Consider the following 24799-nt stretch of genomic DNA (forward strand, 5'->3'; position numbering starts at 1 on the left):
CAAGTGGCGGACAAGCGGACCTCACCCGGCCCGCCGCGTTCAGCCCAGCACGAACAGGGCGTTGCCGCCGAAGCGCGCCTCGAACTGGTCGGCCGGCATCGGCTTGCCGAACAGGTAGCCCTGCACCTCGTCGCAGCCATGTTCGCGCAGGAAGTCGAGCTGTTCCTGGGTCTCCACGCCCTCGGCGATCACCGCCAGGTTCAGGCTGTGGGCCATGGCAATGATGGCGCGGGCGATCTGCGCGTCCTGCTCGCCGCCGGGCACGCCGTCGACGAAGCTGCGGTCGATCTTCAGCACGTCGATGGGGAACTGCTTGAGGTAGTTGAGCGAGCTGTAGCCGGTGCCGAAGTCGTCCACCGCGATGCACAGGCCGAGCTGCTTCAGGCTGGTGAGCATCTGCAGCGTCTCGCCGATGTCGCGCATCAGGATCGATTCGGTCAACTCCAGCTCCAGGCAGGCCGGCGGCAGGCCGCTCTCGCCGAGGATGCGGGAGATGCGCATGCCCAGCTGGCCGTCGCCGAACTGGCGGGCGGAGAGATTCACCGAGATCTTCGGCACGCGCACCTTGGTCTCGTGCCACGCCTTGAGCTGGCGGCAGGCCTCGGCGATCACCCAGTCGCCGACCTGGACGATCAGGCCCAGCTCCTCCAGCACCGGAATGAATTCGTACGGGGCCACCAGGCCGCGGCGCGGGTGGTTCCAGCGCAGCAGCGCCTCGACGCCGGTCAGGCGCTTGCCGTCGCCGGACAGCTGCGGCTGGTAATAAAGGAGGAACTGGCCCTGCTCCAGGGCATGGCGCAGGTCGCTCTCCAACTCCAGACGCTGCAGCGCGGTGGCGTTCATTTCCGCCTGGTAGAACTGGAAGTTGTTCTTGCCGCGCTCCTTGGCGTGGTACATCGCCGTGTCGGCGTTCTTCATCAGCTGACTCAGCTCGTTGCCGTCCTGCGGCGCCAGGGCGATGCCGATGGAGGCGGTGACGAAGAACTCGCGGCCCTGCAGCACGAATGGCTGCGCCAGGCTGGCGAGGATCTGCTCGGCCACGTGGATGGCACGGTTCAGCGCGCCGGCGCGGGTGTTGCGCGGTTGCAGCAGCAGGGTGAATTCGTCGCCGCCCATGCGCGCCACGGTGTCGTCCTCGTCGACGCAGGCGGCCAGGCGCACGGCCACGTCCTTGAGCATGCGGTCGCCAGCGGCGTGGCCGAGGGAGTCGTTGATCGGCTTGAAGCGGTCGAGGTCGAGGAACATCAGCACCACCCATTCCTCGTGGCGCTCGGCGTGCTGCAGCGCGGTGTGCAGGCGGTCCTGGAACAGCGTGCGGTTGGGCAGCAGGGTCAGGGCGTCGTAGTAGGCCAGGCGGTGGATGCGCTGCTCGCTGGCCTTGCGCTCGCTGATGTCGTTGAAGAAGCACACGTAGCTGACCAGGTCGCCGTCATCGTCGTGCACCGCGGTGATGCCGACCCAGGCGGGGAACTGCTCGCCGTTCTTGCGCTTGAGCCACAGCTCGCCTTCCCAGCTGCCGTGATGGTTGAGCTGGGTAAGGATGTAGGCAAACTGCGCCGCCTGCTGGCGATCGGCGGTGAGCATGCCGGGGAGCTGGTCGAGCACTTCCTTGCCGGCGTAACCGCAGATGCGCTGGAACGTCTCGTTGATGCGCACGATGTAACCGGCCGGGTCGGTGACCAGGATGGCCGCGGTGGAGTGGTCGAACACCGTGGCGGCCATGCGCAGGTCGCGTTCGGCGCGGCGCTGCTGGGTGATGTCGCGGCCGATGCCGAGCAGGCCCTCGAAGCGCTCCTGCTCGTCCCACATCAGGGTCAGGCGCATTTCCACGGTGATCTTGCGGCCGTCCGCGTGCAGGCAGTCGAAGACGAACGGCTTGCCGTGCAGGCGGTCATGCAGGGCGAGCAGCTTATCGGGTTCGCCGAGCACGCCGCGCACCTCGCCGAGCAGCTGCAGCATGCCGGACAGCTGGCGCGGGTTGGTGACGATGCCGATCAGGCCGTGCTCCAGCAGCCATTCCGGGCTGTAGCCGAAGAACGCCTGGGCCGAGGGGCTGACGTAGTTGAGCTGCAGCTCGCTGTTGCTGGAGAGGATCACGTCGCTGATGCTTTCGGCGAGCATGCGGTAGCGCCGCTCGCTGTCCAGTAGGCTGGCCTGGGCGGTGATCTCGCCGGTGATGTCCTTGGCCACGCCGATCAGGCGGCTGACCCGGCCATTGCGGTCGCGGCTCAGGGCATGCTCGCGAATGTCGAACCAGTGCCAGCTGCCGTCGCGGTGGCGCCAGCGCAGGCGGAACTGCAGCTGCTGGCCCTGGCCGACCACCTTCTGCAGGTTGCGCATGCGCTGGTACAACTCGAAGTCATCCGGGTGGAGGATCTTTTCCCACAGGCGGTCGCCGAGCCGGCGGATCTCGTCCTTGCTGTAACCGAGGTCCGGCCCCAGGCGGTTGTTGCTGAACATCACCCGCATGTTGCTCATGTCGTGCACGTAGAGGGTGTCCGGCACCGCACGCAGCACGTCGGACCAGAAACGCTCGCGCTCGGCCAGCGACAGCTCTACGCGCTTGCGGCTGGTGATGTCGTGCACCGCCAGTGTCACGGCGCGCAGTTCCTCACGGCTTTCCGGCAGTTGCAGGTTGATCCACAGGTAGCGTTCATGACCACGCGGCGTGCGGGTGTGGCTCTCCACCATCATGTCGCGGTTGCCGTCGAGCAGGGCGCAGACCAAGGCATGGCGCGCGCCGCCCGGGCGCAGCGAGGCGGAGCCAATCAGGTGGGTCCAGACCTGCTGGGCGTCTTCCACGCCGAGCAGCTGCAGGGCGACCTTGTTCACCTCACTGATGCGGATGCGCCGCAGCAGCTCGGCATGGCGCGTCTCGTCCTCGGCCAGCCAGGGCATCAGCTGGGCGCTGTGGTGCAGGTCCTGGGCGTCGAGGTAGGCCTTGAGCTCGAACAGATCGAGCACGCAGAGGGCCACGCCGCTGCCCTCGAAGATGTCCTGATAGCGCCGGCGGGTATCCTGCAGTACGCGCAGGGCCTGGCGCTGTTCGGTGACATCGCGCAGTACCCAGGCGCGGCCCGGTTCGGGATTGTCGGTGTAGAGCGCGTGGCAGGTGACGTCGAACAGGCGCCGCTCGCCGTCCTGCAGCACCTCGATGGGCTCGGCCTGCTCGTAGAAGGCGCTTTCCAGCCAGGGAGCCAGGGCCGGCAGCAGTTCCAGCACGTGCATCTCGCTGGCGGTGGCCAGGTCGAGGCCGAACATCTGCTCGGCGCGCGGGTTGAGGTAGCTGATGTGGCCGTCGGCCTGGGTCACCAGCACCCGCTCGTCGATCGCGCCGAGGGCGCCGATGGCGTCTTCCATCGAGCGCCGCGACAGGGCGTGGTAGTCGCGCAGGCGGTTCTGTTCGCGCAGCAGGCCGAACAGGGCGAGCAGGGCGAGGGCGCCGCAGAGGATGAACAGCAGCAGCTTGCTGGCCTGGCGCGGCAGCAGTTCGGCGCGCAGGGCGGCGGCGTCGAACAGCGGCACCAGGCGCCAGTCGCTGCCGGCCAGCGGCAGCTCGGCCAGGCGCGTGTCCGCGTCGGCGACGGCTTCTTCCGGCTGCTTGAGCATCACCGTGGCGCTCGCCGGGTCCAGCAGCAGCCAGGGCAGTTCGTGGGGCTGGCGCGGCAGCCAGTTGTGCAGCGCCCGGGTGGTCAGGCGCACGCGCCAGCCGCCTTCACCGTCGGCGCGCGGCAGGTCGAGCAGGAGCAGGTCGTCGGCCAGGGCGAAGCGGTAGGGTCGCTCGGCGGCGAAGGGCGGCTGGGTCGGCGTGGGCTGGCTGTCGGCGAGCAGGCGGCCCTCGGCGTCGAACCAGGCCAGGCTGTGCAGGGCGGGGAAGATGCCGCGCAGGCGCTGCAGCAGTGCGGCGCGATCGGCAAGGGCCGGCGGGCGGTCCGCCGTGCTGGCGAGGAAGGCCAGGCCGGCCTCGGCCTTCAGGCGCATGGCCAGGCTCAGCTGCTGGCTGACCTGCTCGGCGTGGTCCAGATGATGGCGTCGCTCGCTTTCCTCCTGGTTGCTCGCCTCCTGATGCAACTGCCACAGCAGCAGGCCGAGCATCAGCGCCACCAGCAGCGCCAGGATGCCTTTCAGCGAGCCACGCGAGGACCAGGCGAGCGGATCGGTGGGGCGGGACGAGGAACGGGATCGGGACACGCGGTTTTAAACCCTGCTGATAAGGCTGCCTGAACGGTGGCAATGAGCGGGCGACAGAAACCGCGTAGCATGCCCGGAAAAGAGGCAGAGTGCCATTACTGTCCATCGCCCGGTTTGCCCCACGAGATGCATTCCGGTAACTTCGCCGCACGCGCGTGGGCGCGGGGCTATGCTGCTCCTCGTCCCGGAGTTTTGCCCGGCAGTGGCCGCGGCGCGGTTCCCTCCTTTCCTCCTCAGTTACGCAGAACCAAGGTCATCCATGGCTCAGTACGTCTATACCATGCATCGGGTCAGCAAGGTCGTGCCCCCGAAGCGCGAAATCCTCAAGGACATCTCCCTGTCGTTCTTCCCCGGCGCCAAGATCGGCGTGCTGGGCCTGAACGGTGCCGGTAAATCCACCCTGCTGCGCATCATGGCCGGGGTCGACACCGAGATCGACGGCGAAGCCCGCCCGATGCCGGGCATCAAGGTCGGCTACCTGCCGCAGGAGCCGCAGCTCGACGCCAGCAAGACCGTGCGCGACATCGTCGAAGAGGCGGTGGGCGAGATCAAGCAGGCCCAGGCCCGTCTGGACGAAGTCTATGCCGCCTATGCCGAGCCGGACGCCGACTTCGACGCCCTGGCCGCCGAGCAGGCCAAGCTGGAGGCCATCCTGCAGGCCTCCGACGGCCACAACCTGGAACGCCAGCTGGAAGTCGCCGCCGACGCCCTGCGCCTGCCTCCGTGGGACGCCAGGATCGAGCACCTGTCCGGTGGCGAGAAGCGCCGCGTGGCGCTGTGCCGCCTGCTGCTGTCGGCCCCCGACATGCTGCTGCTGGACGAACCGACCAACCACCTGGACGCCGACTCGGTGGCCTGGCTGGAGCGCTTCCTCCACGACTTCCCCGGCACCGTGGTGGCCATCACCCACGACCGTTACTTCCTCGACAACGTCGCCGGCTGGATCCTCGAGTTGGACCGCGGCCACGGCATTCCCTTCGAGGGCAATTACTCCGGCTGGCTGGAATCCAAGGCCAACCGTCTGGCCCAGGAAGCCAAGGCCGAGGCGTCGCACGCCAAGGCCATGAAGGCCGAGCTGGAGTGGGTGCGCCAGGGCGCCAAGGCGCGTCAGTCGAAGTCCAAGGCGCGTCTGCAGCGTTTCGAGGAAATGCAGTCGCAGGAATTCCAGAAGCGCAGCGAGACCAACGAGATCTACATCCCGGCCGGTCCGCGTCTGGGCGACAAGGTCATCGACTTCGTCAACGTGTCGAAGTCCTTCGGCGACCGCGTGCTGATCGACGACCTGTCCTTCAGCATCCCCAAGGGCGCCATCGTCGGCGTGATCGGTGGTAACGGTGCCGGTAAATCGACCCTGCTGCGCATGATCACCGGCAAGGAGCAGCCGGACTCGGGCGCCATCGAGATCGGCGAGACCGTGCAGATCGCCAGCGTCGAGCAGAGCCGCGAGGCGCTCGAAGGCAACAAGACCGTCTGGGAACAAGTTTCCGACGGCTTCGACATGATCAAGGTCGGCAACTACGAGGTGCCGTCGCGCGGCTACGTCGGGCGCTTCAACTTCAAGGGCGCCGACCAGCAGAAGTTCGTCAAGGACCTCTCCGGCGGTGAGCGCGGCCGTCTGCACATGGCCCTGACCCTGAAGCAGGGCGGCAACGTGCTACTGCTCGACGAACCGTCCAACGACCTCGACGTGGAAACCCTGCGTGCGCTGGAAGAGGCGCTGCTGGACTTCCCCGGCGCCGCCATCGTGATTTCCCACGACCGCTGGTTCCTCGACCGTATCGCCACCCACATCCTCTCCTACGAGGACGACGGCAAGGTCTACTTCTTCGAGGGCAACTACACCGAGTTCGAGGCGGATCGCAAGAAGCGCCTCGGCGAGGCCGCGGCCCAGCCGCACCGCGTGCGCTACAAGAAGCTGGCGCAGTAAGCGCCGGTCGGTGGAAGAGAAGGGGCCTCAGGGCCCCTTTTTCATGGCCAGGAGTTCGATAATCTGGTCGACCAGCTCCAGCGGCGGAGCGTGGATGTCGACGATCAGCGCCTCGTCAGGCGTCGGCGGCTCCAGCAGCTCCAGCTGGCTGTGCAGCAGTCGCGGCGCGAAGAAATGCTCGCTGCGCCGGGCCAGGCGCGCCGCCAGCAGTTGCTCCGGACCGTCGAGGTAAACGAAGCGGACGGCCTGCTCGTGGTCGGCGAGCAGCCGGCGGTAGTCGCGGGTCAGCGCCGAGCAGGCGCAGACCAGTGGCCGGCCTCGTTCTCGATGCGCCACGATGGCCCGGCGAACCGCCTGCAGCCACGGGAGGCGTTCGGCATCGGTGAGCGCCAGGCCGGCGGCCATTCTGGCTCTGGCGTCGGCCGTGTGCAGGTCGTCGGCGTCGACGAAGTACCAGCCCAGGCGTCGCGCCAGGGCGCCGCCGACGGTGCTCTTGCCGCTGCCGGCGGGGCCCATGACGATCAGCGTCATGTGCGCGCTCAACCCTTGACGCATACCACCTGGCGCAGCGTGTGCACCACCTCCACCAGGTCGCGCTGGGCCGCCATCACCGCGTCGATGTCCTTGTAGGCCATGGGGATCTCGTCGACCACTTCGGCGTCCTTGCGGCACTCGACGTGGGCCGTGGCGCGCGCCTGGTCCTGCACGGAGAACTGCTTCTTCGCCTGGCTGCGGCTCATCACCCGGCCGGCGCCGTGGCTGCAGGAGCAAAACGCCTCCTCGTTGCCCAGGCCGCGGACGATGAAGCTGCGCGCGCCCATGGAGCCGGGGATGATGCCGAGCTGGCCCTTCTGCGCCGACACCGCGCCCTTGCGGGTGACCAGCACCTCGCGACCGAAGTGGCGCTCGCGCTGCACATAGTTGTGGTGACAGTTGACCGCCTCCAGCTGGGCCTCGAACGGCTTGCGGATCACCGTGCGGGCGGCCTCGATAACCGTCTGCATCATCAGCGCGCGATTCTGCCGGGCGTAGTCCTGGGCCCATTCCACCGCCTCCACGTAGTCGGCGAAGTGCTGGCTGCCTTCCTCGAAATAGGCCAGGTCGCGGTCGGGCAGATTGGCCAGGTGCCGGCGCATGTCGGCCTGGGCCAGTTCGATGAACAGGCTGCCGATGGCATTGCCGACCCCGCGCGAGCCGCTGTGCAGCATGAACCAGACGCGGTCGGCCTCGTCCAGGCAGACCTCGATGAAGTGGTTGCCGGTGCCCAGGGTGCCGAGGTGGCTGCGGTTGTTGGTCTTCTCCAGGCGCGGGTATTTCTGGGTGATGGCGCGGAAGCGCCCGGCCAGGGCCTTCCAGGCCTGGTCTGCCTGGGCCGGCACATCGCTCCAGGCGCCCTGGTCGCGACGGCCGAAGGTCTTGCCGTGGGGCACGGCCCGCTCGATGGCGCTGCGCAGGCCGTGCAGGTTGTCCGGCAGGTCGGCGGCGCTCAGCGAGGTGCGCGCGGCGATCATGCCGCAGCCGATGTCCACGCCCACCGCGGCCGGTATCACGGCGCCGACCGTGGGGATCACGCTGCCGATGGTCGAGCCCTTGCCCAGGTGCACGTCCGGCATCACCGCCAGGTGCTTGAAGATGAACGGCAGCCTGGCCGTGTTGATCAGCTGCTGGCGCGCAGCCTCTTCCACCGGAACGCCGCGGGTCCAGAGCTTGATCGGCTTGCCGCCGGCGACTTCCAGCAGTTGTGCGGTGGAATCGTGCATCGTTTGCCTCGTTGCGGATGCCCCAAGTGTGCGCCTGGGCGCCGGGCATTGCAGCCGCCTGATGGTCCTTTACAGAGGACCGGCCATGCCCGGCTTCGATCCCCGAATCGCTCTGCCGCTTTGCGGCGCCGGGGCGGACGGCGCCTTGCCAGCGGCGCAAGGGCGGCGCCAGAATGGTCCCATCTTGCGGCCCGCCGCTTCGACAAGGACTTCCGATGCCTGAATCCTTTGCTGCCAGCCTGCGCCTGGCGCCCGATGCCCTGACCCGTCCCTGCGCCCCCGACCAGTTCAACTTCACCACCACCGACGATCTCGAGCCATTCCGCGGCGTGCTCGGTCAGGAGCGCGCCGTCGAGGCGCTGCAGTTCGGCGTGGCCATGCCGCGTCCGGGCTACAACGTGTACGTCATGGGCGAGCCGGGTACCGGGCGCTTCTCCTTCGTGCAGCGCTACCTCAAGGCGGAGGCCAAGCGCCAGGCCACGCCGGTGGACCGGGTCTACGTCAACCATTTCGACGAGCCGCGCGAGCCCCGCGCGCTGGAACTGCCGCCCGGCACCGCGGCCGAGTTCGTCGCCGACATCGGCCACCTGATCGACAACCTGCTGGCCACGTTCCCGGCGGTCTTCGAGACGCCGACCTTCCAGCAGAAGAAGAGCGCCATCGACCGCGTGTTCAACCAGCGCTACGACAAGGCCCTCGACCTGATCGAGAAGCTCGCGCTGGAAAAGGAAGTGGCGCTGTACCGCGACAGTGCCAACATCGCCTTCACCCCGATGCGCGATGGCAAGGCGCTGGACGAGGCGGACTTCGCCCAACTGCCGGAAGTCGAGCGCGAGCGCTTCCACCAGGACATCGCCCTGCTGGAGGAGCGCCTCAACGAGGAGCTGGCCAGCCTGCCGCAGTGGAAGCGTGAGAGCAGCAACAGCCTGCGCCAGCTCAACGAAGAGACCATCACCCTGGCCCTGCAGCCGCTGCTCGCGCCGCTCTCGGAAAAGTACGCCGAGAATGCCGGCGTCTGCGCCTACCTGCAGGCGGTGCAGGTCAACCTGCTGAAGACGGTGGTCGACCAGCTGCTGGACGACAAGCCGGATGCCCAGCGTCGCGAGATGCTCGAGGACCAGTACTGCCCGAGCCTGGTGGTCGGTCATCACGTCGACGGCGGCGCGCCGGTGGTGTTCGAGCCGCACCCGACCTACGACAACCTGTTCGGCCGCATCGAATACAGCACCGACCAGGGCGCGCTCTACACCAGCTACCGCCAGCTGCGCCCGGGCGCGCTGCACCGGGCCAACGGCGGGTATCTGGTGGTGGAGGCGGAGAAGCTGCTGAGCGAGCCCTTCGTCTGGGACGCGCTCAAGCGCGCGCTGCATTCGCGCCAGCTGAAGATGGAATCGCCACTGGGCGATTTCGGCCGCATCGCCACCGTGACGCTGAGCCCGCAGGTGATCCCGCTGCAGCTCAAGGTGATCATCATCGGTTCGCGGCAGCTCTACTACACGCTGCAGGACCTGGATTCCGACTTCCAGGAGATGTTCCGCGTGCTGGTCGATTTCGACGAGGAGATCCCCGTCGCCGAGGACAGCCTCGAACAGTTCGCCCAACTGCTGAAGACGCGCACCTCGGAGGAGGGCATGGCGCCGCTGAGCGCCGCCGCGGTGGCGCGCCTGGCGACCTACAGCGCGCGCCTGGCCGAACACCAGGGCCGACTGTCGGCGCGCATCGGCGATCTGTTCCAGCTGGTCAGCGAGGCGGATTTCGTGCGCCAGCTGGCCGGTGATGCGGTGACCGACGTCGGCCACATCGAGCGCGCGCTCAAGGCCAAGTCCGACCGCACCGGGCGCGTCTCGGCGCGGATCATCGATGACATGCTGGCCGGCATCATCCTGATCGACACGGCCGGCGAGGCCATCGGCAAATGCAACGGCCTGACCGTGCTGCAGGTGGGCGACTCGGCCTTCGGCGTGCCGGCGCGCATTTCCGCCACCGTCTACCCGGGCGGCAGCGGCATCGTCGATATCGAGCGCGAGGTCAGCCTGGGCCAGTCGATCCACTCCAAGGGGATTATGATCGTCACCGGCTTCCTCGGCAGCCGCTACGCCCAGGAGTTTCCCCTGGAGATTTCCGCGAGCATCGCGCTGGAGCAGTCGTACGGCTACGTCGACGGCGACAGCGCCTCGCTGGGCGAGGTCTGCACCCTGATCTCGGCCCTCTCGCGCACCCCGCTCAAGCAATGCTTCGCCATCACCGGCTCGATCAACCAGTTCGGCGAGGTGCAGGCGGTCGGTGGTGTCAACGAGAAGATCGAAGGCTTCTTCCGCCTCTGCGAGGCGCGTGGCCTGACCGGTGAGCAGGGCGTGATCGTCCCGCATTCCAACGTCAGCAACCTGATGCTCGACGAGCGCGTGCTGCAGGCCGTGCGCAACGGCCAGTTCCACGTCTGCGCGGTACGCCACGTGGACGAGGCGCTCGGCCTGCTGCTGGGCGAGCCGGCCGGCGCGCCGAACGAGCAGGGCCACTTCCCCAAGGGCAGCGTCAATGCGCGGGTGGTGGAGCGTCTGCGCGGCATTGCCGAGCTGGGTCTGGAGGATGATGAGAAGGACAAGGAACCGAAGATCAAGGAAGTGAAGACCCGCGCCAAGCCGGCGGCAAAACCGTCCGCAGAATGACGCCCACGGTCGGGCGACAACTGGTCAGTCATTGCGCATTCCGGCGGCGCCCACGACGGGCCTCGCCGGAGGGGATTTTCCCCCGTTCTCTCCACAGAGTTATCCACAGTGCGCGGGGATAACTTTGCCTTCCCGAAGCGGCGCGCCGGGGTGTAGGCTGCAGGTCAGACCCTGCGAGGATCGCCGCCATGCCGCGCTGCCTCTGTCTCACCCGTCGGTGCCTCGGCCTGACGACCCGCATCGAGTGCGAGATCCGTCCACTGGCCGGTCAGCGGGGGTTGTGGACGCTGCTCTGCGCGGCCGGCATGTCCGGTGCGCAACCTTCGGCGATCAAGGCGCAGGGCCCATTCCACGGGCCTTTGGTGGCCGAATCGGTGCTCGATTCGATCGCCGAGTGTCTCGCCGAGCAAGGCTACGAGACTTGCATCGAGCCGAGGATCTGGCGCCTGCATCTGCAGGCGGAACTGCGTCGTCTCGATGGCGAGCGTCACCGTGAGCTCGGCGGCTGGCAGTCCCGGCCGGAGAGCTGAGTGCTTTTTTGCCCAATCCGTTTCCGGTGCGTGCGATTCCTGGCGTACGGCCATCCGTTCCGCGCCTGCCCACAAGGTTATCCACAGTAAGCGGGGATAAAAAAGCCGCAACGCTTGTCGCCTTGCCCGTCATGCCTGGCTGGGTATACTCGCCGCCAGTTTTTACCCTTATGGCGAGGACCCATGGAACGCTTTATCGAGAACGCGATGTACGCCTCGCGCTGGCTGCTGGCTCCCATCTACTTCGGCCTGTCGCTGGGCCTGCTGGCTCTGGTGCTGAAGTTCTTCCAGGAGATCTTCCACATCCTGCCGAACGTCTTCGCCATGGCGGAGGCCGATCTGATTCTGGTGATCCTGTCGCTGATCGACATGGCGCTGGTTGGCGGCCTGCTGGTGATGGTGATGATCTCAGGCTACGAGAACTTCGTGTCCCAGCTGGATATCGACGAGGGCAAGGAGAAGCTCAGCTGGCTGGGCAAGATGGACTCCGGCTCGTTGAAGATGAAGGTGGCAGCCTCGATCGTGGCCATCTCCTCGATTCACCTGCTGAAAATCTTCATGGATGCGCAGAACGTTAATCCCGATCACCTGATGTGGTACGTGATCATCCACATGGCGTTCGTGGTTTCGGCCTTCGCCATGGGCTATCTGGATAAGCTGACCAAGCACGATCACTGAGTCGGTCGAGCGGTATCGCCGCCCGGTCGTTGCGAGACGCCCGGGCGGTTTCGTTTGTGGATGGCTGTGCTAGTCTGGCCGGCCTTTTTTCGACCCCCTCTGGAGCACGGCGATGTCCGAACTCAACCTGTCTACCGACGAAACCCGTGTGAGCTATGGCATCGGCCGCCAGCTGGGCGACCAGCTGCGTGACAACCCGCCGCCCGGCGCCAGCCTGGAGGCCATCGTCGCGGGCCTGCGCGACGCCTTCAACGGCCAGCCGAGCCAGGTTTCGCCCGAGGCGCTGAACGCCAGCTTCCGGGTGATCCGCGAAGTGATGCAGGCCGAAGCCGCCGCCAAGGCCGAGAAGGCTGCCGCCGCCGGTCGGGAATACCTGGTCGAGAACGCCAAGCGCGAGGGTGTGACCGTGCTGGAGTCCGGCCTTCAGTACGAAGTGCTGGTGGCGGGCGAGGGCGCCAAGCCGTCCCGCGACGACCACGTGCGTACCCACTACCACGGCACCCTGATCGACGGCACCGTGTTCGACAGCTCCTACGAGCGCGGTCAGCCGGCCGAATTCCCGGTGGGCGGCGTGATCGCCGGCTGGGTCGAGGCCCTGCAGCTGATGAACACCGGCAGCAAGTGGCGCCTGCACGTGCCGAGCGAGCTGGCCTACGGTGGTCAGGCCGCCGGCAGCATCCCGCCGCACAGCGTGCTGGTATTCGACGTGGAACTGCTCGACATTCTGTAAGAAGCGATGGCCGGGCGGTCGTCCTGTCCGTCCAGCCTATCCCGCGCAAGCCTCGTCGCTTGCCGCGTATCCCGGAGCCGTCCTGGTCCCGGGCTCGCCGAAGAGGCGACCGGCATTGGTCGCCCTCTTCACGCGTCGCTCAGTGCAGCTCGCCGTGCGGTCTCAGTGCCCGGGCGTAGCAGAACAGGAACAGTCCCCTTACCAGCTCTTTCAGCACGCCCGGCTCGGTGGAGCCGAAGTCGTGCAGGTCGAGATCGCCCTGCTCGCGCAGCTCGCTGAGGGCGTCTTCGTGCAATACGGCGCAGACCTCGCCGGTCTCCCGGTTGAGGATGCGCAGGTAGGGGTGGGGGCGATCCAGCCAGGCGTCGATCAGATAGGTCATGGCTCATCTCCTTGAATGCGAATGAGATGAGAATAATTCCTATTATCTAAATAGCAAGCGCCAATCGTCCTTCGGTCGACAAATAAAAAGCCCGTCACAGGGACGGGCTCTTCGCGGACTTCTCGACGTCAGTGGGTGCGGGCGACGGCGAAGCGGCTGAGTTCGATCATCGCTTCGCGGTAGGTGTTGTCCGGCAGGGCTTCGAGGCAGGCGATGGCCTTTTCGGCGTGTTCGCGGGCGAGACGGGCGGTGTAGTCCAGCGAGCCGGACGCCTGCACGGCGGCGCGGATGCTTTCGAGGTCTTCGATGCCGCCCTTCTGGATGGCGGTACGCACTAGGGCGGCCTGATCGGCGCTGCCTTCGCGCATGGTGTAGATCAGCGGCAGGGTCGGCTTGCCCTCGGCCAGGTCATCGCCGACGTTCTTGCCCAGCGTGGCGGCGTCGCCCTGGTAATCGAGCAGGTCGTCGACCAACTGGAAGGCGATGCCGAGGTGGTCGCCGAAGCGCTGCAGCGCCTCGTGCTGAGCTTCGCTCGCGCCGGCCAGGGCGGCGGCGCTGTGGGTCGAGGCCTCGAACAGCATGGCGGTCTTGCCGCGGATGACCTCCATGTAGGTCTGTTCAGTGGTGCTGGCGTCGCGCACCTTGGACAGCTGCAGCACCTCGCCCTCGGCGATCACCCGGGTGGCGCGCGAGAGGATGCGCATCACCGGCATGGAGCCGAGCTCGACCATCATCTCGAAGGAGCGGGAATAGAGGAAGTCGCCGACCAGCACGCTCGGCGCGTTGCCCCACTGGGCGTTGGCGGTGGCGCGGCCACGGCGCATGCCGGACATGTCGACCACGTCGTCGTGCAGCAGGGTGGCGGTGTGCAGGAACTCGATGGTGGCGGCCAGCAGGCGCAGGTCGTCGGCCTGGTAGCCCAGGGCCTTGCCGCTGAGCAGTACCAGCAGCGGGCGCAGGCGCTTGCCGCCCGCGGAGATGATGTAGTCGCCGATCTTCTCCACCAGGGGCACATGGGACTTCAACTGCTGGCGGATGATGCCGTCGACGGCGGCGAAATCGTCCGCGACCACGCTTTGGAAGGCCTGGGGTTGCATCAGTGTCGGGAGCTCCTGGTACGGGGGCCGGCATTCCCGGACGCGGGAGGCGGCGAAAAGGCGGGTCGGGCGGGGCCGGACCGGGCTGCGCGGCATGCTAGGTGGCGGGGTAGGGGCTGTCAAGGCGAGGCCTGGCGGGGCTTGCCTCGGGGTGGGGCTTTCCGTACAATCGCGGCCCCAAACTTCTATGGGCAACTCCCTGCCTTACGCAATTGCACGGGTGTCAGTCCGGCCCCATGCAGCCATGCCGGCCAATAACTCTTCCTATAAAGAGTCGGGTGAGCAGGTTTTACGGAGAAAAATCCATGTATGCAGTAATTGTTACCGGTGGCAAGCAGTACAAAGTCGCCGAAGGTGAATTCCTCAAGGTCGAGAAGCTGGAAGTCGCCACTGGCGAATCCGTAACCTTCGACCGCGTTCTGCTGGTTGGCAACGGTGACGACGTGAAAATCGGCGCTCCGGTGGTTGATGGTGCCAAGGTCGTTGCCGAGGTGGTCTCCCAGGGCCGTCACGACAAAGTGACCATCATCAAGTTCCGCCGTCGTAAGCACCACATGAAGCGTCAGGGCCACCGTCAGTGGTTCACTGAAATCAAGATCACCGGCATCCAGGCCTGATCCCCTTTTAGGAGGCTATGACTCATGGCACACAAAAAAGCTGGCGGTAGTACTCGTAACGGCCGCGACTCAGAAAGTAAACGCCTTGGCGTGAAGATGTACGGCAGCCAGGCCATCAAGGCCGGCAACATCATCGTGCGTCAGCGCGGCACCCAGTTCCACGCCGGTTACGGCGTTGGCATGGGCAAAGACCACACCCTGTTCGCCAAGATCGACGGCGTGGTCAAGTTCGAAGTGAAGGGCGCCTTCGGTCGCCGCTACGTGAGCGTCGTGGCTGCCTAAGTCCACGCTTGCTGAAAAAGCCCTGTCTCGCGACGGGGCTTTTTTGTTTCTGTGTATCCTGTATTCCTGAGTTCACTGGCCCGCCGTCGCGGTGGGAGGCAGCCCTAATGAAATTCGTCGACGAAGTTTCGATATTTGTAAAAGCCGGCGACGGCGGTAACGGCATGATGAGTTTTCGTCGTGAGAAGTTCATCGAGAAGGGTGGCCCCAACGGCGGTGACGGCGGCGACGGCGGCTCGGTGTTCCTCGAGGCCGACGAAAACCTCAATACCCTGGTGGACTACCGCTACACCCGTCGCTTCAACGCGCAGAATGGCGAGAAGGGCGGCAGCACCGAATGCACCGGCGCCAAGGGCGAGGATCTTATCCTGCCGGTACCGGTCGGGACTACGGTAATCGATGCCGCGACCCAGGAGGTCATCGGCGACCTGACCAGGGCTGGTCAGCGCCTCATGGTCGCCCAGGGCGGCTGGCACGGTCTGGGCAATACCCGCTTCAAGTCCAGCACCAACCGTGCGCCACGCCAGACCACGCCGGGCAAGCCGGGCGAGCAGCGCGATCTCAAGCTGGAGTTGAAGGTCCTGGCCGACGTCGGCCTGCTCGGTCTGCCAAACGCCGGCAAGAGCACCTTCATCCGCTCGGTATCCGCGGCCAAGCCAAAGGTTGCCGACTACCCCTTCACCACCCTGGTGCCGAACCTGGGCGTGGTCAGTGTCGGACGCTACAAGAGCTTCGTCATCGCCGATATTCCGGGTCTGATCGAGGGTGCCTCCGAAGGTGCCGGCCTGGGTATCCGCTTCCTCAAGCACCTGGCGCGTACCCGTCTGCTGCTGCATCTGGTGGACATGGCGCCGCTGGACGAGAGCGATCCGGCCGAGGCGGCCGAGATCATCATTCGCGAGCTGGAGAAATTCAGCCCGGCGCTGGCCGAGCGCGAGCGCTGGCTGGTGCTGAACAAGGCCGACCAGCTGCTCGACGACGAACGCGAGGAGCGCATGCGCGCAGTGGTCGAGCGCCTGGAGTGGAAGGGGCCGGTGTTCGTCATCTCCGCTCTGGAGCGCGAGGGTACCGAGGCGCTGAGCCAGGCCATCATGCGCTACATGGATGAGCGTGCCGTGCGTATCGAGGAGGAGGAAGACTACGCTGCCGAGTTGGCCGAGCTGGATCGGCGCATCGAGGACGAGGCGCGTGCCCGTCTGCAGGCGCTGGATGACAAGCGCGCCCTGCGCAAGGCCGGGTTGAAGAGTGTCGATGATGTCGGCGACGACGATGACTGGGACGACTTCGAGGATGACGAAGACGGTCCCGAGATCATTTACGTCAGGGACTGAGAGTAGGTATCGTGCAGCGCCGCTTTATAGCGGCGTTTTGCTGACTGGCTGGGGTAGAGGGCATCATGCGGGACAAGGTGACCGGCGCGCAGCGCTGGGTGGTGAAGATCGGCAGCGCATTGCTGACCGCCGATGGGCGTGGTCTCGACCGTTCCGCCATGGCGGTGTGGGTCGAGCAGATGGTGGCCCTGCGCGAGGCCGGGGTGGAGCTGGTACTGGTATCGTCCGGCGCGGTGGCGGCGGGCATGAGCAGCCTCGGCTGGTCGTCCCGGCCTAGCGCGATCCACGAACTGCAGGCCGCTGCCGCGGTGGGGCAGATGGGGCTGGTGCGTGCCTGGGAGTCGAGCTTCGCTGAACTCGGTCGCCACACCGCTCAGGTGTTGCTGACTCATGACGACCTGTCCGACCGCAAGCGATACCTGAATGCCCGCAGCACCCTGCGTACCTTGGTGGATCTCGGCGTGGTGCCGGTGATCAACGAGAATGACACCGTGGTCACCGACGAGATCCGTTTCGGCGACAACGACACCCTGGCTGCCCTGGTGGCCAACTTGGTCGAGGCCGATCTGCTGGTGATCCTCACCGACCGCGACGGCATGTTCGACGCCGACCCGCGGCACAATCCCGAGGCTCAGCTGATTTCCGAGGCGCGCGCCGACGATCCGTCGCTGGATGCGGTGGCGGGCGGCACCGGTGGTGCGCTGGGGCGCGGTGGCATGCAGACCAAGCTGCGCGCGGCGCGGCTGGCGGCGCGTTCCGGTGCGCATACAGTGATCGTCGGCGGCCGCATCGAGCGGGTGCTGGATCGTCTCAAGGCGGGCGAGCGCCTCGGCACGCTACTGGCACCCGAGCGCGGCATGCTGGCCGCGCGCAAGCAGTGGCTGGCCGGCCATCTGCAAACCCGTGGCACGCTGGTGCTGGATGCCGGTGCGGTGAAGGCGCTGACTGCCGACCGCAAGAGCCTGTTGCCGGTCGGTGTGCGAGAAGTGCAGGGCAGCTTCCGTCGCGGCGAGATGGTGGTCTGTGTCGGGCCCGATGGTCGCGAGATCGCCCGTGGGCTGGCGAACTACAGTGCCCTGGAGGCGCAGAAGATCGTCGGCCAATCCTCCGATGCCATCGAGAAGCTGCTCGGCTACGTCGACGAGCCGGAGCTGGTGCATCGGGACAATCTGGTGTTGGTCTGAGGGGGTCGCGATGCGTCTGTTCAAGGGAGTGATGTTGTGCCTGGCGCTGCCGCTGATGGCGCAGGCGGAGGAGATCGGCGAGGTCTCCACGGTGTTCAAGTGGCTCGGTCCGAACGACAAGATCGTGGTCGAGGCCTTCGATGATCCCAAGGTGGAAGGGGTGACCTGCTACTTGTCGCGGGCCAAGACCGGCGGGGTCAAGGGTGGTCTGGGCTTGGCCGAGGATCGTGCCGAGGCATCTATCGCCTGTCGCCAGGTGGGTCCGATTCGTTTCAGTGGTGAGTTCAAGGACGGCGAAGAGGTGTTCAAGGAGCGCACGTCGCTGGTGTTCAAGACCATGCAGGTAGTGCGCTTCTTCGACCAGAAGCGCAATACCCTGGTCTACCTGGTGTACAGCGATCGGGTGATCGAGGGTAGTCCGCAGAACGCGGTGACGGCCATTCCGATCCTGCCCTGGTCGGCGCAGTAGATCGAAAAAAGCCGGGGTTTGCTCCGGCTTTTTCATGCCCTTTCGAAAATCGCGGGCAATAAAAAACCGGCCCTGAGGCCGGTCTTTTCAAGAACAGATCAATCAGGCGGCGGTAGCCAGAGCCTTGATGTGACCGTTCAGGCGGCTCTTGTGACGAGCGGCCTTGTTCTTGTGGATGATGCCCTTGTCGGCCATGCGGTCGATGACCGGAACGGCCAGGGTGTAGGCGGTCTGAGCCTTTTCCAGGTCTTTGGCGTCGATAGCCTTGACCACGTTCTTGATGTAGGTACGAACCATGGAGCGCAGGCTGGCGTTATGGCTACGACGCTTCTCAGCCTGTTTGGCGCGTTTTTTGGCAGAAGGTGTATTGGCCACCGTCAAGCTCCTCGAAAACTAGGGGATAGCAAACAAATAAGGCCGCGAATCATGCCGATGCGAGACGCACCTGTCAAGTGTGCAAGTGGCTCGGCGTGCTGGCCTGACCAGCGGCGGCTGGTTACACTCGTCGCCTCCGTCGACCGGCGTCCCGCGCCGGCCTTTCGCAACGCCGAGACTCCATGAACCTGCTCAAATCTCTGGCCGCCGTCAGCTCCCTGACCATGGTTTCCCGCGTGTTGGGTTTCGTCCGCGACACCCTGATCGCGCGCATCTTCGGCGCCGGGGTGGCGTCAGACGCCTTCGTCGTCGCCTTCAAGCTGCCCAACCTGCTGCGGCGCATCTTCGCCGAGGGCGCCTTCTCCCAAGCTTTCGTGCCGATTCTGGCCGAATACAAGACCCAGCAGGGCGAGGAGGCAACCCGCACCTTTCTGGCCTATATCGCCGGCCTGCTGACCTTGGTGCTGGCGTTGGTGACCCTGCTCGGTATCCTCGCCGCCCCCTGGGTCGTGTGGATCAGCGCGCCGGGCTTCGCCGACGAACCGGAACGCTTTGCCCTGACCGTCGATCTGCTGCGGGTGACCTTTCCCTACATCCTGCTGATTTCGCTGTCGTCGCTGGTCGGCGCGGTGCTCAACACCTGGAACCGTTTCTCGGTGCCGGCCTTCGTGCCGACTTTGCTGAATGTCAGCATGATCATCTTCACGGTCTGGCTGGCGCCCTATTTCGATCCGCCGATCATGGCCCTGGGCTGGGCCGTGCTGGTCGGTGGCCTGGCACAGTTTCTCTGGCAGCTGCCGGCGTTGAAGCGGGTCGGCATGCTGGTGCTGCCGCGCCTGAGCCTTCGCGACACAGGCGTGTGGCGGGTGCTGAAGCAGATGGGGCCGGCGATCTTCGGTGTGTCGGTGGGGCAAATATCGCTGATCATCAACACCATCTTCGCCTCCTTCCTGGTCGCCGGCTCGGTGTCCTGGATGTACTACGCCGACCGCCTGATGGAGCTGCCGTCCGGTGTGCTTGGCGTCGCGCTGGGCACCATCCTGCTGCCAGCGCTGGCCAAGACCTACGCCAGCGCCGATCGCGAGGAGTACTCGCGACTGCTCGACTGGGGGCTGCGTCTTTCCTTTCTGCTGGCGCTGCCCTGCACCCTGGCGCTGGCGATCATCGCCGAGCCGCTGATCGTCTCGCTGTTCCAATACGGCAAGTTCACGGCTCATGACTCGGCGATGACCCAGCAGGCGCTGGTTGCTTATGCGGTCGGATTGCTGGCGCTGATCCTGGTGAAGATCCTGGCGCCCGGTTTCTATGCCCAGCAGAACATCAAGACGCCGGTGCGCATCGCCATTGTCAGCCTGCTGGCGACCCAGGCGATGAATGCGCTGTTCGTCTTCGTCTTCGATCTGAAGCATGCCGGCCTGGCGCTGGCCATCAGCCTGGCGGCCTGCCTCAATGCCGGCTTGCTCTACTGGCAGCTGCGCAGCCGACAGATGTATCTGCCCCAGCCGGGCTGGACTCCCTTCGTGGTCAAGCTGGTACTCGCCGTGGTGGCCATGGCGGCGGTGCTGCTGGCGATGATGCATTTCATGCCAGCCTGGGAGCAGGGCGGCATGCTGCTGCGCCTGTTGCGTCTCGGCGCGCTGGTAGCGGCCGGCGCGGCAACCTATTTCGGCATGCTCCTGCTGCTCGGTTTCCGTCCTCGGGACTTTTCGCGTCGCGCGGTGCATTGAGCCCGGACGCGCTGCCTGTCGTCGCTGCCTGCCTGTGCGTATAATCGGCCACTTTGTAAGCAAGAAGCGCGCTATGCAGCTGGTTCGAGGCCTCCACAATCTGCTCCCCCTGACCCAGGGATGCGTTGCCACCATCGGCAATTTCGATGGTGTGCACCGTGGTCACCAGGCCATCCTGGCGCGCCTGCGCGAGCGCGCCATCGAGCTGGGCGTGCCGAGCTGCGTGGTCATCTTCGAGCCGCAGCCGCGTGAATTCTTCGGCCCGGACAGCGCGCCGGCGCGCCTGACCCGCCTGCGCGAGAAGCTCGAGCTGCTCGCCGCCCAGGGCGTCGACCGGGTGCTGTGCCTGGCCTTCAACCGTCGCCTGCGTGAGCTGTCCGCCGACGAGTTCGTGCGCCAGGTGCTGGTCGACGGGCTGCGGGTGAAGCACCTGGAGGTCGGTGACGATTTCCGCTTCGGTGCCGGCCGCACCGGCGACTTCGCCTGCCTGGTGGAGGCCGGCGAGCGCCATGGCTTTAGCGTCGAGGCGGCGCTGACCGTCGAGCTGGACGGCGAGCGCATCAGCAGCACTCGGGTGCGCGAGGCGTTGCAGGCTGGCGAGCTGGAGCTGGCCGAGCGTCTGCTGGGGCGGCCCTACGCCCTGAGCGGGCGCGTGCTGCACGGGCAGAAGCTGGCGCGCCAGCTCGGCACGCCGACCGCCAACGTCCAGCTCAAGCGGCGCAAGGCGCCGCTGCAGGGTGTGTTCCTGGTCAGTGCGCTGCATCAGGGGCATCGTTTTCACGGCGTGGCCAATATCGGCCAGCGTCCCACGGTGGCCGGCGACGGCAGCCCGCACCTGGAAGTGCATCTGCTGGAATTCGCTGGCGACCTCTATGGCCAGCGTCTGACCGTGGAATTCCACCACAAGCTGCGCGACGAGCAGCGTTTCGCCTCCCTGGAGGCGCTGAAGACGGCGATCGACGCGGATGTCGCCGCCGCCCGGGCCTACTGGCTTGGCCAACCGCTTGACTGATCGAAGAGCCTGAGATGACCGACTACAAAGCCACGCTGAACCTCCCGGATACTGCCTTCCCGATGAAAGCCGGCCTGCCGCAGCGCGAGCCGCAGACCCTGGCGCGCTGGGACAGCATCGGCCTGTACCAGAAGCTGCGGGAAATCGGCGCGAACCGGCCGAAGTTCGTCCTGCATGACGGCCCGCCCTACGCGAACGGCAATATCCACATCGGTCACGCGGTCAACAAGATCCTCAAGGACATGATCGTCCGCTCCAAGACCCTGGCCGGTTTCGACGCCCCTTACGTGCCGGGCTGGGACTGCCATGGCCTGCCGATCGAGCACAAGGTGGAAACCACCTTCGGCAAGAACCAGCCGTCCGACCTGACCCGCGAACGCTGCCGCACCTATGCCGGCGAGCAGATCGAAGGGCAGAAGGCCGACTTCATTCGCCTCGGCGTGCTGGGCGAATGGGACAACCCCTACAAGACCATGGCCTTCGCCAACGAGGCCGGCGAGATCCGCGCGCTGGCCGAGATGGTCAAGCAGGGCTTCGTGTTCAAGGGCCTGAAGCCGGTCAACTGGTGCTTCGACTGCGGCTCGGCGCTGGCAGAGGCCGAGGTGGAGTATCAGGACAAGAAGTCCGACGCCATCGATGTGGCCTTCCAGGTCGAGGATGCCGACAAGCTGGCCGCCGCCTTCGGTCTGAGCGAACTGAGCAAGCCAGCTTCCATCGTCATCTGGACCACCACCCCCTGGACCATTCCGGCCAACCAGGCGCTGAACGTCCACCCCGAGTTCAATTACGCCCTGGTCGATACCGGCGAGCGCCTGCTGGTGCTGGCCGAAGAGCTGGTCGAGAGCTGCCTGCAGCGCTACGGCCTGACCGGCGAGATCGTCGCTCGCGCCGAAGGCCGCGCGCTGGATCTGATCCGCTTCCGTCACCCGCTGTACGAGCGCTTCTCGCCGGTGTACCTGGCCGAATATGTCGAGCTCGGCGCCGGTACCGGCGTGGTGCACTCCGCACCCGCCTACGGCGAGGACGACTTCCGTACCTGCAAGCAGCACGGCATGCACAACGACGACATCCTCAGCCCGGTGCAGAGCAATGGTGTGTATGTCACCGACCTGCCGTTCTTCGGTGGCCAGTTCATCTGGAAGGCCAATCCGGCCATCGTCGCCAAGCTGGGCGAAGTCGGCGCGCTGCTCAAGCATGAGAGCATCCAGCACAGCTACATGCACTGCTGGCGCCACAAGACTCCGCTGATCTATCGCGCCACCGCGCAGTGGTTCGTCGGCATGGACAAGCAGGCCAACGACGGCAGCACCCTGCGCGAGCGCGCCCTGAGCGCCATCGAGCAGACCCAGTTCGTACCGGCCTGGGGCCAGGCACGGCTGCACGGCATGATCGCCGGTCGTCCGGACTGGTGCATCTCGCGTCAGCGCAACTGGGGCGTGCCGATCCCGTTCTTCCTGCACAAGGCCAGCGGCGAGCTGCATCCGCGCACCGTCGAGCTGATGGAGGAAGTGGCCAAGCGCGTCGAGGAGCAGGGTATCGAGGCCTGGTTCAAGCTCGACGCCGCCGAGCTGCTCGGCAACGAGGCGGCCGACTACGACAAGATCAGTGACACCCTGGACGTCTGGTTCGACTCCGGTACCACCCACTGGCACGTCCTGCGCGGCTCGCATCCGCTGGGGCACGATGCCGGCCCGCGCGCCGACCTCTATCTGGAGGGCTCCGATCAGCACCGCGGCTGGTTCCATTCCTCGCTGCTGACCGGCTGCGCCATCGACGGCCACGCGCCTTACCGTGCGCTGCTGACCCACGGTTTCACCGTGGACGAGAACGGCCGCAAGATGTCCAAGTCCCTCGGCAACGTGATCGCGCCGCAGGAAGTGACCGACAGCCTAGGTGCCGACATCCTGCGCCTGTGGGTCTCGGCCACCGACTATTCCGGCGAGATGGCCGTGTCCAAGGTCATCCTGCAGCGCAGTGCCGACGCCTACCGTCGTATCCGCAACACCATGCGCTTCCTGCTGGCCAACCTCGGCGACTTCGATCCGGCCAAGGACCTGCTGCCGGCCGAGCAGATGCTCGACCTCGATCGCTGGGCGGTGGACGCCGCCGCGCGCCTGCAGGCCGAGATCATTGAGGCCTACGGCGAGTACCGCTTCTGGAACGTCTACTCCAAGGTGCACAACTTCTGCGTACAGGAACTGGGCGGCTTCTACCTGGACGTGATCAAGGACCGCCAGTACACCACCGGCGCCGACAGCGCCGCGCGCCGCTCCTGCCAGAGCGCCCAGTACCATATCGCCGAGGCACTGGTGCGCTGGATCGCGCCGATCCTGGCCTTCACCGCCGACGAGATCTGGTCGTTCCTGCCGGGCGAGCGCAACGAGTCGGTGATGCTCAACACCTGGTACGAAGGCCTCGACCGCCTGCCGGAAGGCTTCGAACTGGACCGTGCCTACTGGGAGCAGCTCACTGCCGTTCGCGCCGCGGTGAACAAGGAGCTGGAGAATCTGCGCAACAGCAAGGCCATCGGCGGCAACCTGCAGGCCGAGGTCACCCTGTACGGCGACGATGCGCTGCAACAGTCCCTGGCCAAGCTCGAAGACGAGCTGCGCTTCGCCCTGATCACCTCCGCCGCGACCGTCGCGCCGCTGGCCGCTGCGCCGGCCGACGCGGTAGCCACCGAGGTACCGGGCCTCAAGCTGAAGATCGTCAAGTCGGCCCACGCCAAGTGCGGTCGCTGCTGGAACTTCGTGGCGGACGTCGGCAGCCATGCCAACCATCCCGAGCTGTGCGGCCGCTGCATCAGCAACATCGAAGGCGAGGGTGAGGTGCGCAAGCATGTCTGACGCCTCGCGTTTCGGTCGCCTGGCCTGGCTGTGGCTGGCCGTGCTGGTGTTCGTTCTCGACCAGGGCAGCAAGCAGATCGTGCTGCAGGTGCTGGAGTACGGCCAGCGCGTCACGGTCATCGATGGCTACTTCGACTGGGTCCACGTGTACAACCGTGGCGCCGCCTTCAGCTTCCTGGCCGGTGAGTCCGGCTGGCAGCGCTGGCTGTTCGCCGCCATCGCCATCGGTGTCAGTGCCGTGCTGGTGGTGTGGATGAAGCGCCTCAAGCATGACGAAACCTGGCTGGCCATCGCCCTCGCGCTGGTTCTGGGCGGTGCGCTGGGCAACCTCTACGACCGTGTCGTGCTCGGCCATGTGGTCGATTTCATCCTGGTGCACTGGCAGGACCAGTACCGCTTCCCGGCCTTCAACCTGGCCGACAGCGGCATTACCGTCGGCGCCGTGATGCTGGCGCTGGACATGTTCAAGAGCAAGAAGTCCGGAGAACCCGCGCATGACTGAGCAACGTATCGGGCCGGACAAGGAAGTCACCCTGCATTTCGCCCTCAAGCTGGAAAACGGCGATGTTGTCGACAGCACCTTCGACAAGCAGCCGGCCACCTTCAAGGTGGGCGACGGCAACCTGCTGCCGGGCTTCGAAGCCGCGCTCTACGGCTTCAAGGCCGGCGACAAGCGCAGCCTGCAGATCGAGCCGGAGCATGCCTTCGGTCAGCCCAACCCGCAGAACGTGCAGGTGATGCCGCGTAGCCAGTTCCAGGACATGGAGCTGTCCGAGGGCCTGCTGATCATCTTCAACGATGCCGCCAATACGGAGCTGCCGGGGGTGGTCAAAGCCTTTGACGAGCAGCAGGTGACCATCGACTTCAATCATCCCCTGGCCGGTAAGATCCTGAGCTTCGATGTGGAGATCATCGAGGTCCGTCCGGCCTGATCTGCTTCACAGGGAGAGGCGTACACTCTCCCCTTCGCCCCCTTCGCGCGCCGAGATACCCAG

The 24799-nt window shown here is 66.1% G+C and carries 21 protein-coding genes; 15 read left to right on the forward strand and 6 right to left on the reverse strand.

Annotated elements, in window-relative coordinates:
- Positions 1–39 precede the first annotated feature (39 nt).
- Positions 40–4191, reverse strand: coding sequence for a bifunctional diguanylate cyclase/phosphodiesterase (locus tag NF616_RS07560; protein WP_491568551.1), 4152 nt, complete (start codon positions 4189–4191; stop codon positions 40–42).
- Positions 4192–4450: 259 nt separating this feature from the next.
- Here NF616_RS07560 and ettA point away from each other — a divergent pair, with 259 nt between their 5' ends.
- A complete protein-coding gene (ettA, locus tag NF616_RS07565) occupies positions 4451–6118 on the forward strand; it encodes an energy-dependent translational throttle protein EttA (RefSeq protein ID WP_252272627.1) in 1668 nt (555 codons plus the stop codon).
- A gap of 27 nt (positions 6119–6145) precedes the next feature.
- Here ettA and NF616_RS07570 read toward each other — a convergent pair whose 3' ends face one another.
- Together NF616_RS07570 and NF616_RS07575 are read right to left on the reverse strand one after the other, a co-directional pair.
- On the reverse strand, positions 6146–6649 hold the full coding sequence (locus tag NF616_RS07570) for a gluconokinase (protein WP_252272628.1): 504 nt from the start codon (positions 6647–6649) through the stop codon (positions 6146–6148).
- A gap of 8 nt (positions 6650–6657) precedes the next feature.
- Entirely contained in the window at positions 6658–7878 is a 1221-nt protein-coding gene (locus NF616_RS07575; RefSeq protein WP_252272629.1) for an RtcB family protein, read from the reverse strand.
- Between the two features lie 215 nt (positions 7879–8093).
- On the opposite strand from NF616_RS07575, the gene NF616_RS07580 reads away from it, so the two are divergent.
- The 4 genes from NF616_RS07580 (at position 8094) to bamJ (ending at position 12482) form a co-directional block, all read left to right on the forward strand.
- Positions 8094–10544, forward strand: a complete 2451-nt coding sequence (locus NF616_RS07580) for a Lon protease family protein (protein ID WP_252272630.1) — start codon at positions 8094–8096, stop codon at positions 10542–10544.
- Positions 10545–10732: 188 nt separating this feature from the next.
- Complete coding sequence (locus NF616_RS07585; protein ID WP_252272631.1) at positions 10733–11074, forward strand: PA4575 family protein; 342 nt, start codon at positions 10733–10735, stop codon at positions 11072–11074.
- A gap of 183 nt (positions 11075–11257) precedes the next feature.
- Positions 11258–11752 (forward strand): TIGR00645 family protein, encoded by a 495-nt coding sequence (locus NF616_RS07590; RefSeq protein ID WP_252272632.1) that lies wholly within the window; start codon positions 11258–11260, stop codon positions 11750–11752.
- A 112-nt stretch (positions 11753–11864) separates the two neighbouring features.
- Entirely contained in the window at positions 11865–12482 is a 618-nt protein-coding gene (gene bamJ / locus NF616_RS07595) for a BamJ family beta-barrel-assembly machinery protein (RefSeq protein WP_252272633.1), read from the forward strand.
- Between the two features lie 139 nt (positions 12483–12621).
- Here bamJ and NF616_RS07600 read toward each other — a convergent pair whose 3' ends face one another.
- A complete protein-coding gene (locus NF616_RS07600; RefSeq protein WP_252272634.1) occupies positions 12622–12864 on the reverse strand; it encodes a PA4570 family protein in 243 nt (80 codons plus the stop codon).
- A gap of 128 nt (positions 12865–12992) precedes the next feature.
- Positions 12993–13961 carry a polyprenyl synthetase family protein gene (locus NF616_RS07605; RefSeq protein ID WP_252272635.1) on the reverse strand — a complete coding sequence of 323 codons (969 nt, stop codon included), beginning with the start codon at positions 13959–13961 and terminating at the stop codon, positions 12993–12995.
- Positions 13962–14266: 305 nt separating this feature from the next.
- Here NF616_RS07605 and rplU point away from each other — a divergent pair, with 305 nt between their 5' ends.
- The 5 genes from rplU (at position 14267) to NF616_RS07630 (ending at position 17844) form a co-directional block, all read left to right on the forward strand.
- Positions 14267–14578, forward strand: coding sequence for a 50S ribosomal protein L21 (gene rplU, locus NF616_RS07610; protein ID WP_043308929.1), 312 nt, complete (start codon positions 14267–14269; stop codon positions 14576–14578).
- A gap of 24 nt (positions 14579–14602) precedes the next feature.
- Positions 14603–14860, forward strand: coding sequence for a 50S ribosomal protein L27 (rpmA, locus tag NF616_RS07615; RefSeq protein ID WP_252272636.1), 258 nt, complete (start codon positions 14603–14605; stop codon positions 14858–14860).
- Positions 14861–14967: 107 nt separating this feature from the next.
- Positions 14968–16191 carry an Obg family GTPase CgtA gene (gene cgtA / locus NF616_RS07620; RefSeq protein WP_252272637.1) on the forward strand — a complete coding sequence of 408 codons (1224 nt, stop codon included), beginning with the start codon at positions 14968–14970 and terminating at the stop codon, positions 16189–16191.
- Positions 16192–16256: 65 nt separating this feature from the next.
- Positions 16257–17375: a glutamate 5-kinase gene (gene proB, locus NF616_RS07625; RefSeq protein WP_252272638.1), complete on the forward strand. Its 1119-nt coding sequence runs from the start codon at positions 16257–16259 to the stop codon at positions 17373–17375.
- 10 nt (positions 17376–17385) lie between these two features.
- A complete protein-coding gene (locus NF616_RS07630; RefSeq protein WP_252272639.1) occupies positions 17386–17844 on the forward strand; it encodes a CreA family protein in 459 nt (152 codons plus the stop codon).
- Positions 17845–17946: 102 nt separating this feature from the next.
- Here NF616_RS07630 and rpsT read toward each other — a convergent pair whose 3' ends face one another.
- Positions 17947–18219 carry a 30S ribosomal protein S20 gene (gene rpsT, locus NF616_RS07635; RefSeq protein ID WP_068829169.1) on the reverse strand — a complete coding sequence of 91 codons (273 nt, stop codon included), beginning with the start codon at positions 18217–18219 and terminating at the stop codon, positions 17947–17949.
- Positions 18220–18401: 182 nt separating this feature from the next.
- Here rpsT and murJ point away from each other — a divergent pair, with 182 nt between their 5' ends.
- The 5 genes from murJ to fkpB all read left to right on the forward strand — a co-directional run bounded on the left by murJ (position 18402) and on the right by fkpB (position 24736).
- Positions 18402–19946, forward strand: coding sequence for a murein biosynthesis integral membrane protein MurJ (murJ, locus tag NF616_RS07640; RefSeq protein WP_252272640.1), 1545 nt, complete (start codon positions 18402–18404; stop codon positions 19944–19946).
- Between the two features lie 73 nt (positions 19947–20019).
- Positions 20020–20958 (forward strand): bifunctional riboflavin kinase/FAD synthetase, encoded by a 939-nt coding sequence (ribF, locus tag NF616_RS07645; protein WP_252272641.1) that lies wholly within the window; start codon positions 20020–20022, stop codon positions 20956–20958.
- Positions 20959–20972: 14 nt separating this feature from the next.
- Positions 20973–23804, forward strand: coding sequence for an isoleucine--tRNA ligase (gene ileS / locus NF616_RS07650; protein WP_252272642.1), 2832 nt, complete (start codon positions 20973–20975; stop codon positions 23802–23804).
- On the forward strand, positions 23797–24306 hold the full coding sequence (lspA, locus tag NF616_RS07655) for a signal peptidase II (protein WP_252272643.1): 510 nt from the start codon (positions 23797–23799) through the stop codon (positions 24304–24306). Before ileS ends, lspA begins: the two co-directional genes overlap by 8 nt.
- On the forward strand, positions 24299–24736 hold the full coding sequence (gene fkpB, locus NF616_RS07660) for an FKBP-type peptidyl-prolyl cis-trans isomerase (RefSeq protein WP_252272644.1): 438 nt from the start codon (positions 24299–24301) through the stop codon (positions 24734–24736). Before lspA ends, fkpB begins: the two co-directional genes overlap by 8 nt.
- Positions 24737–24799: the final 63 nt, after the last annotated feature.

The organism is Pseudomonas subflava (assembly GCF_023823685.1).
Lineage (GTDB): Bacteria > Pseudomonadota > Gammaproteobacteria > Pseudomonadales > Pseudomonadaceae > Aquipseudomonas > Aquipseudomonas subflava.

What these genes read in the sequence shown, in the direction of transcription:
- rpmA (WP_252272636.1), top strand. Translation starts at nt 14,603, where the DNA reads ATGGCACACAAAAAAGCTGGCGGTAGTACTCGTAACGGCCGCGACTCA.
- fkpB (WP_252272644.1), top strand. Translation starts at nt 24,299, where the DNA reads ATGACTGAGCAACGTATCGGGCCGGACAAGGAAGTCACCCTGCATTTC.
- NF616_RS07570 (WP_252272628.1), bottom strand. Translation starts at nt 6,649, where the DNA reads ATGACGCTGATCGTCATGGGCCCCGCCGGCAGCGGCAAGAGCACCGTC.
- proB (WP_252272638.1), top strand. Translation starts at nt 16,257, where the DNA reads ATGCGGGACAAGGTGACCGGCGCGCAGCGCTGGGTGGTGAAGATCGGC.
- ribF (WP_252272641.1), top strand. Translation starts at nt 20,020, where the DNA reads ATGCAGCTGGTTCGAGGCCTCCACAATCTGCTCCCCCTGACCCAGGGA.
- NF616_RS07585 (WP_252272631.1), top strand. Translation starts at nt 10,733, where the DNA reads ATGCCGCGCTGCCTCTGTCTCACCCGTCGGTGCCTCGGCCTGACGACC.
- ileS (WP_252272642.1), top strand. Translation starts at nt 20,973, where the DNA reads ATGACCGACTACAAAGCCACGCTGAACCTCCCGGATACTGCCTTCCCG.
- murJ (WP_252272640.1), top strand. Translation starts at nt 18,402, where the DNA reads ATGAACCTGCTCAAATCTCTGGCCGCCGTCAGCTCCCTGACCATGGTT.
- NF616_RS07575 (WP_252272629.1), bottom strand. Translation starts at nt 7,878, where the DNA reads ATGCACGATTCCACCGCACAACTGCTGGAAGTCGCCGGCGGCAAGCCG.
- NF616_RS07630 (WP_252272639.1), top strand. Translation starts at nt 17,386, where the DNA reads ATGCGTCTGTTCAAGGGAGTGATGTTGTGCCTGGCGCTGCCGCTGATG.
- NF616_RS07600 (WP_252272634.1), bottom strand. Translation starts at nt 12,864, where the DNA reads ATGACCTATCTGATCGACGCCTGGCTGGATCGCCCCCACCCCTACCTG.
- rplU (WP_043308929.1), top strand. Translation starts at nt 14,267, where the DNA reads ATGTATGCAGTAATTGTTACCGGTGGCAAGCAGTACAAAGTCGCCGAA.
- bamJ (WP_252272633.1), top strand. Translation starts at nt 11,865, where the DNA reads ATGTCCGAACTCAACCTGTCTACCGACGAAACCCGTGTGAGCTATGGC.
- NF616_RS07590 (WP_252272632.1), top strand. Translation starts at nt 11,258, where the DNA reads ATGGAACGCTTTATCGAGAACGCGATGTACGCCTCGCGCTGGCTGCTG.
- NF616_RS07580 (WP_252272630.1), top strand. Translation starts at nt 8,094, where the DNA reads ATGCCTGAATCCTTTGCTGCCAGCCTGCGCCTGGCGCCCGATGCCCTG.
- NF616_RS07605 (WP_252272635.1), bottom strand. Translation starts at nt 13,961, where the DNA reads ATGCAACCCCAGGCCTTCCAAAGCGTGGTCGCGGACGATTTCGCCGCC.
- cgtA (WP_252272637.1), top strand. Translation starts at nt 14,968, where the DNA reads ATGAAATTCGTCGACGAAGTTTCGATATTTGTAAAAGCCGGCGACGGC.
- ettA (WP_252272627.1), top strand. Translation starts at nt 4,451, where the DNA reads ATGGCTCAGTACGTCTATACCATGCATCGGGTCAGCAAGGTCGTGCCC.
- lspA (WP_252272643.1), top strand. Translation starts at nt 23,797, where the DNA reads ATGTCTGACGCCTCGCGTTTCGGTCGCCTGGCCTGGCTGTGGCTGGCC.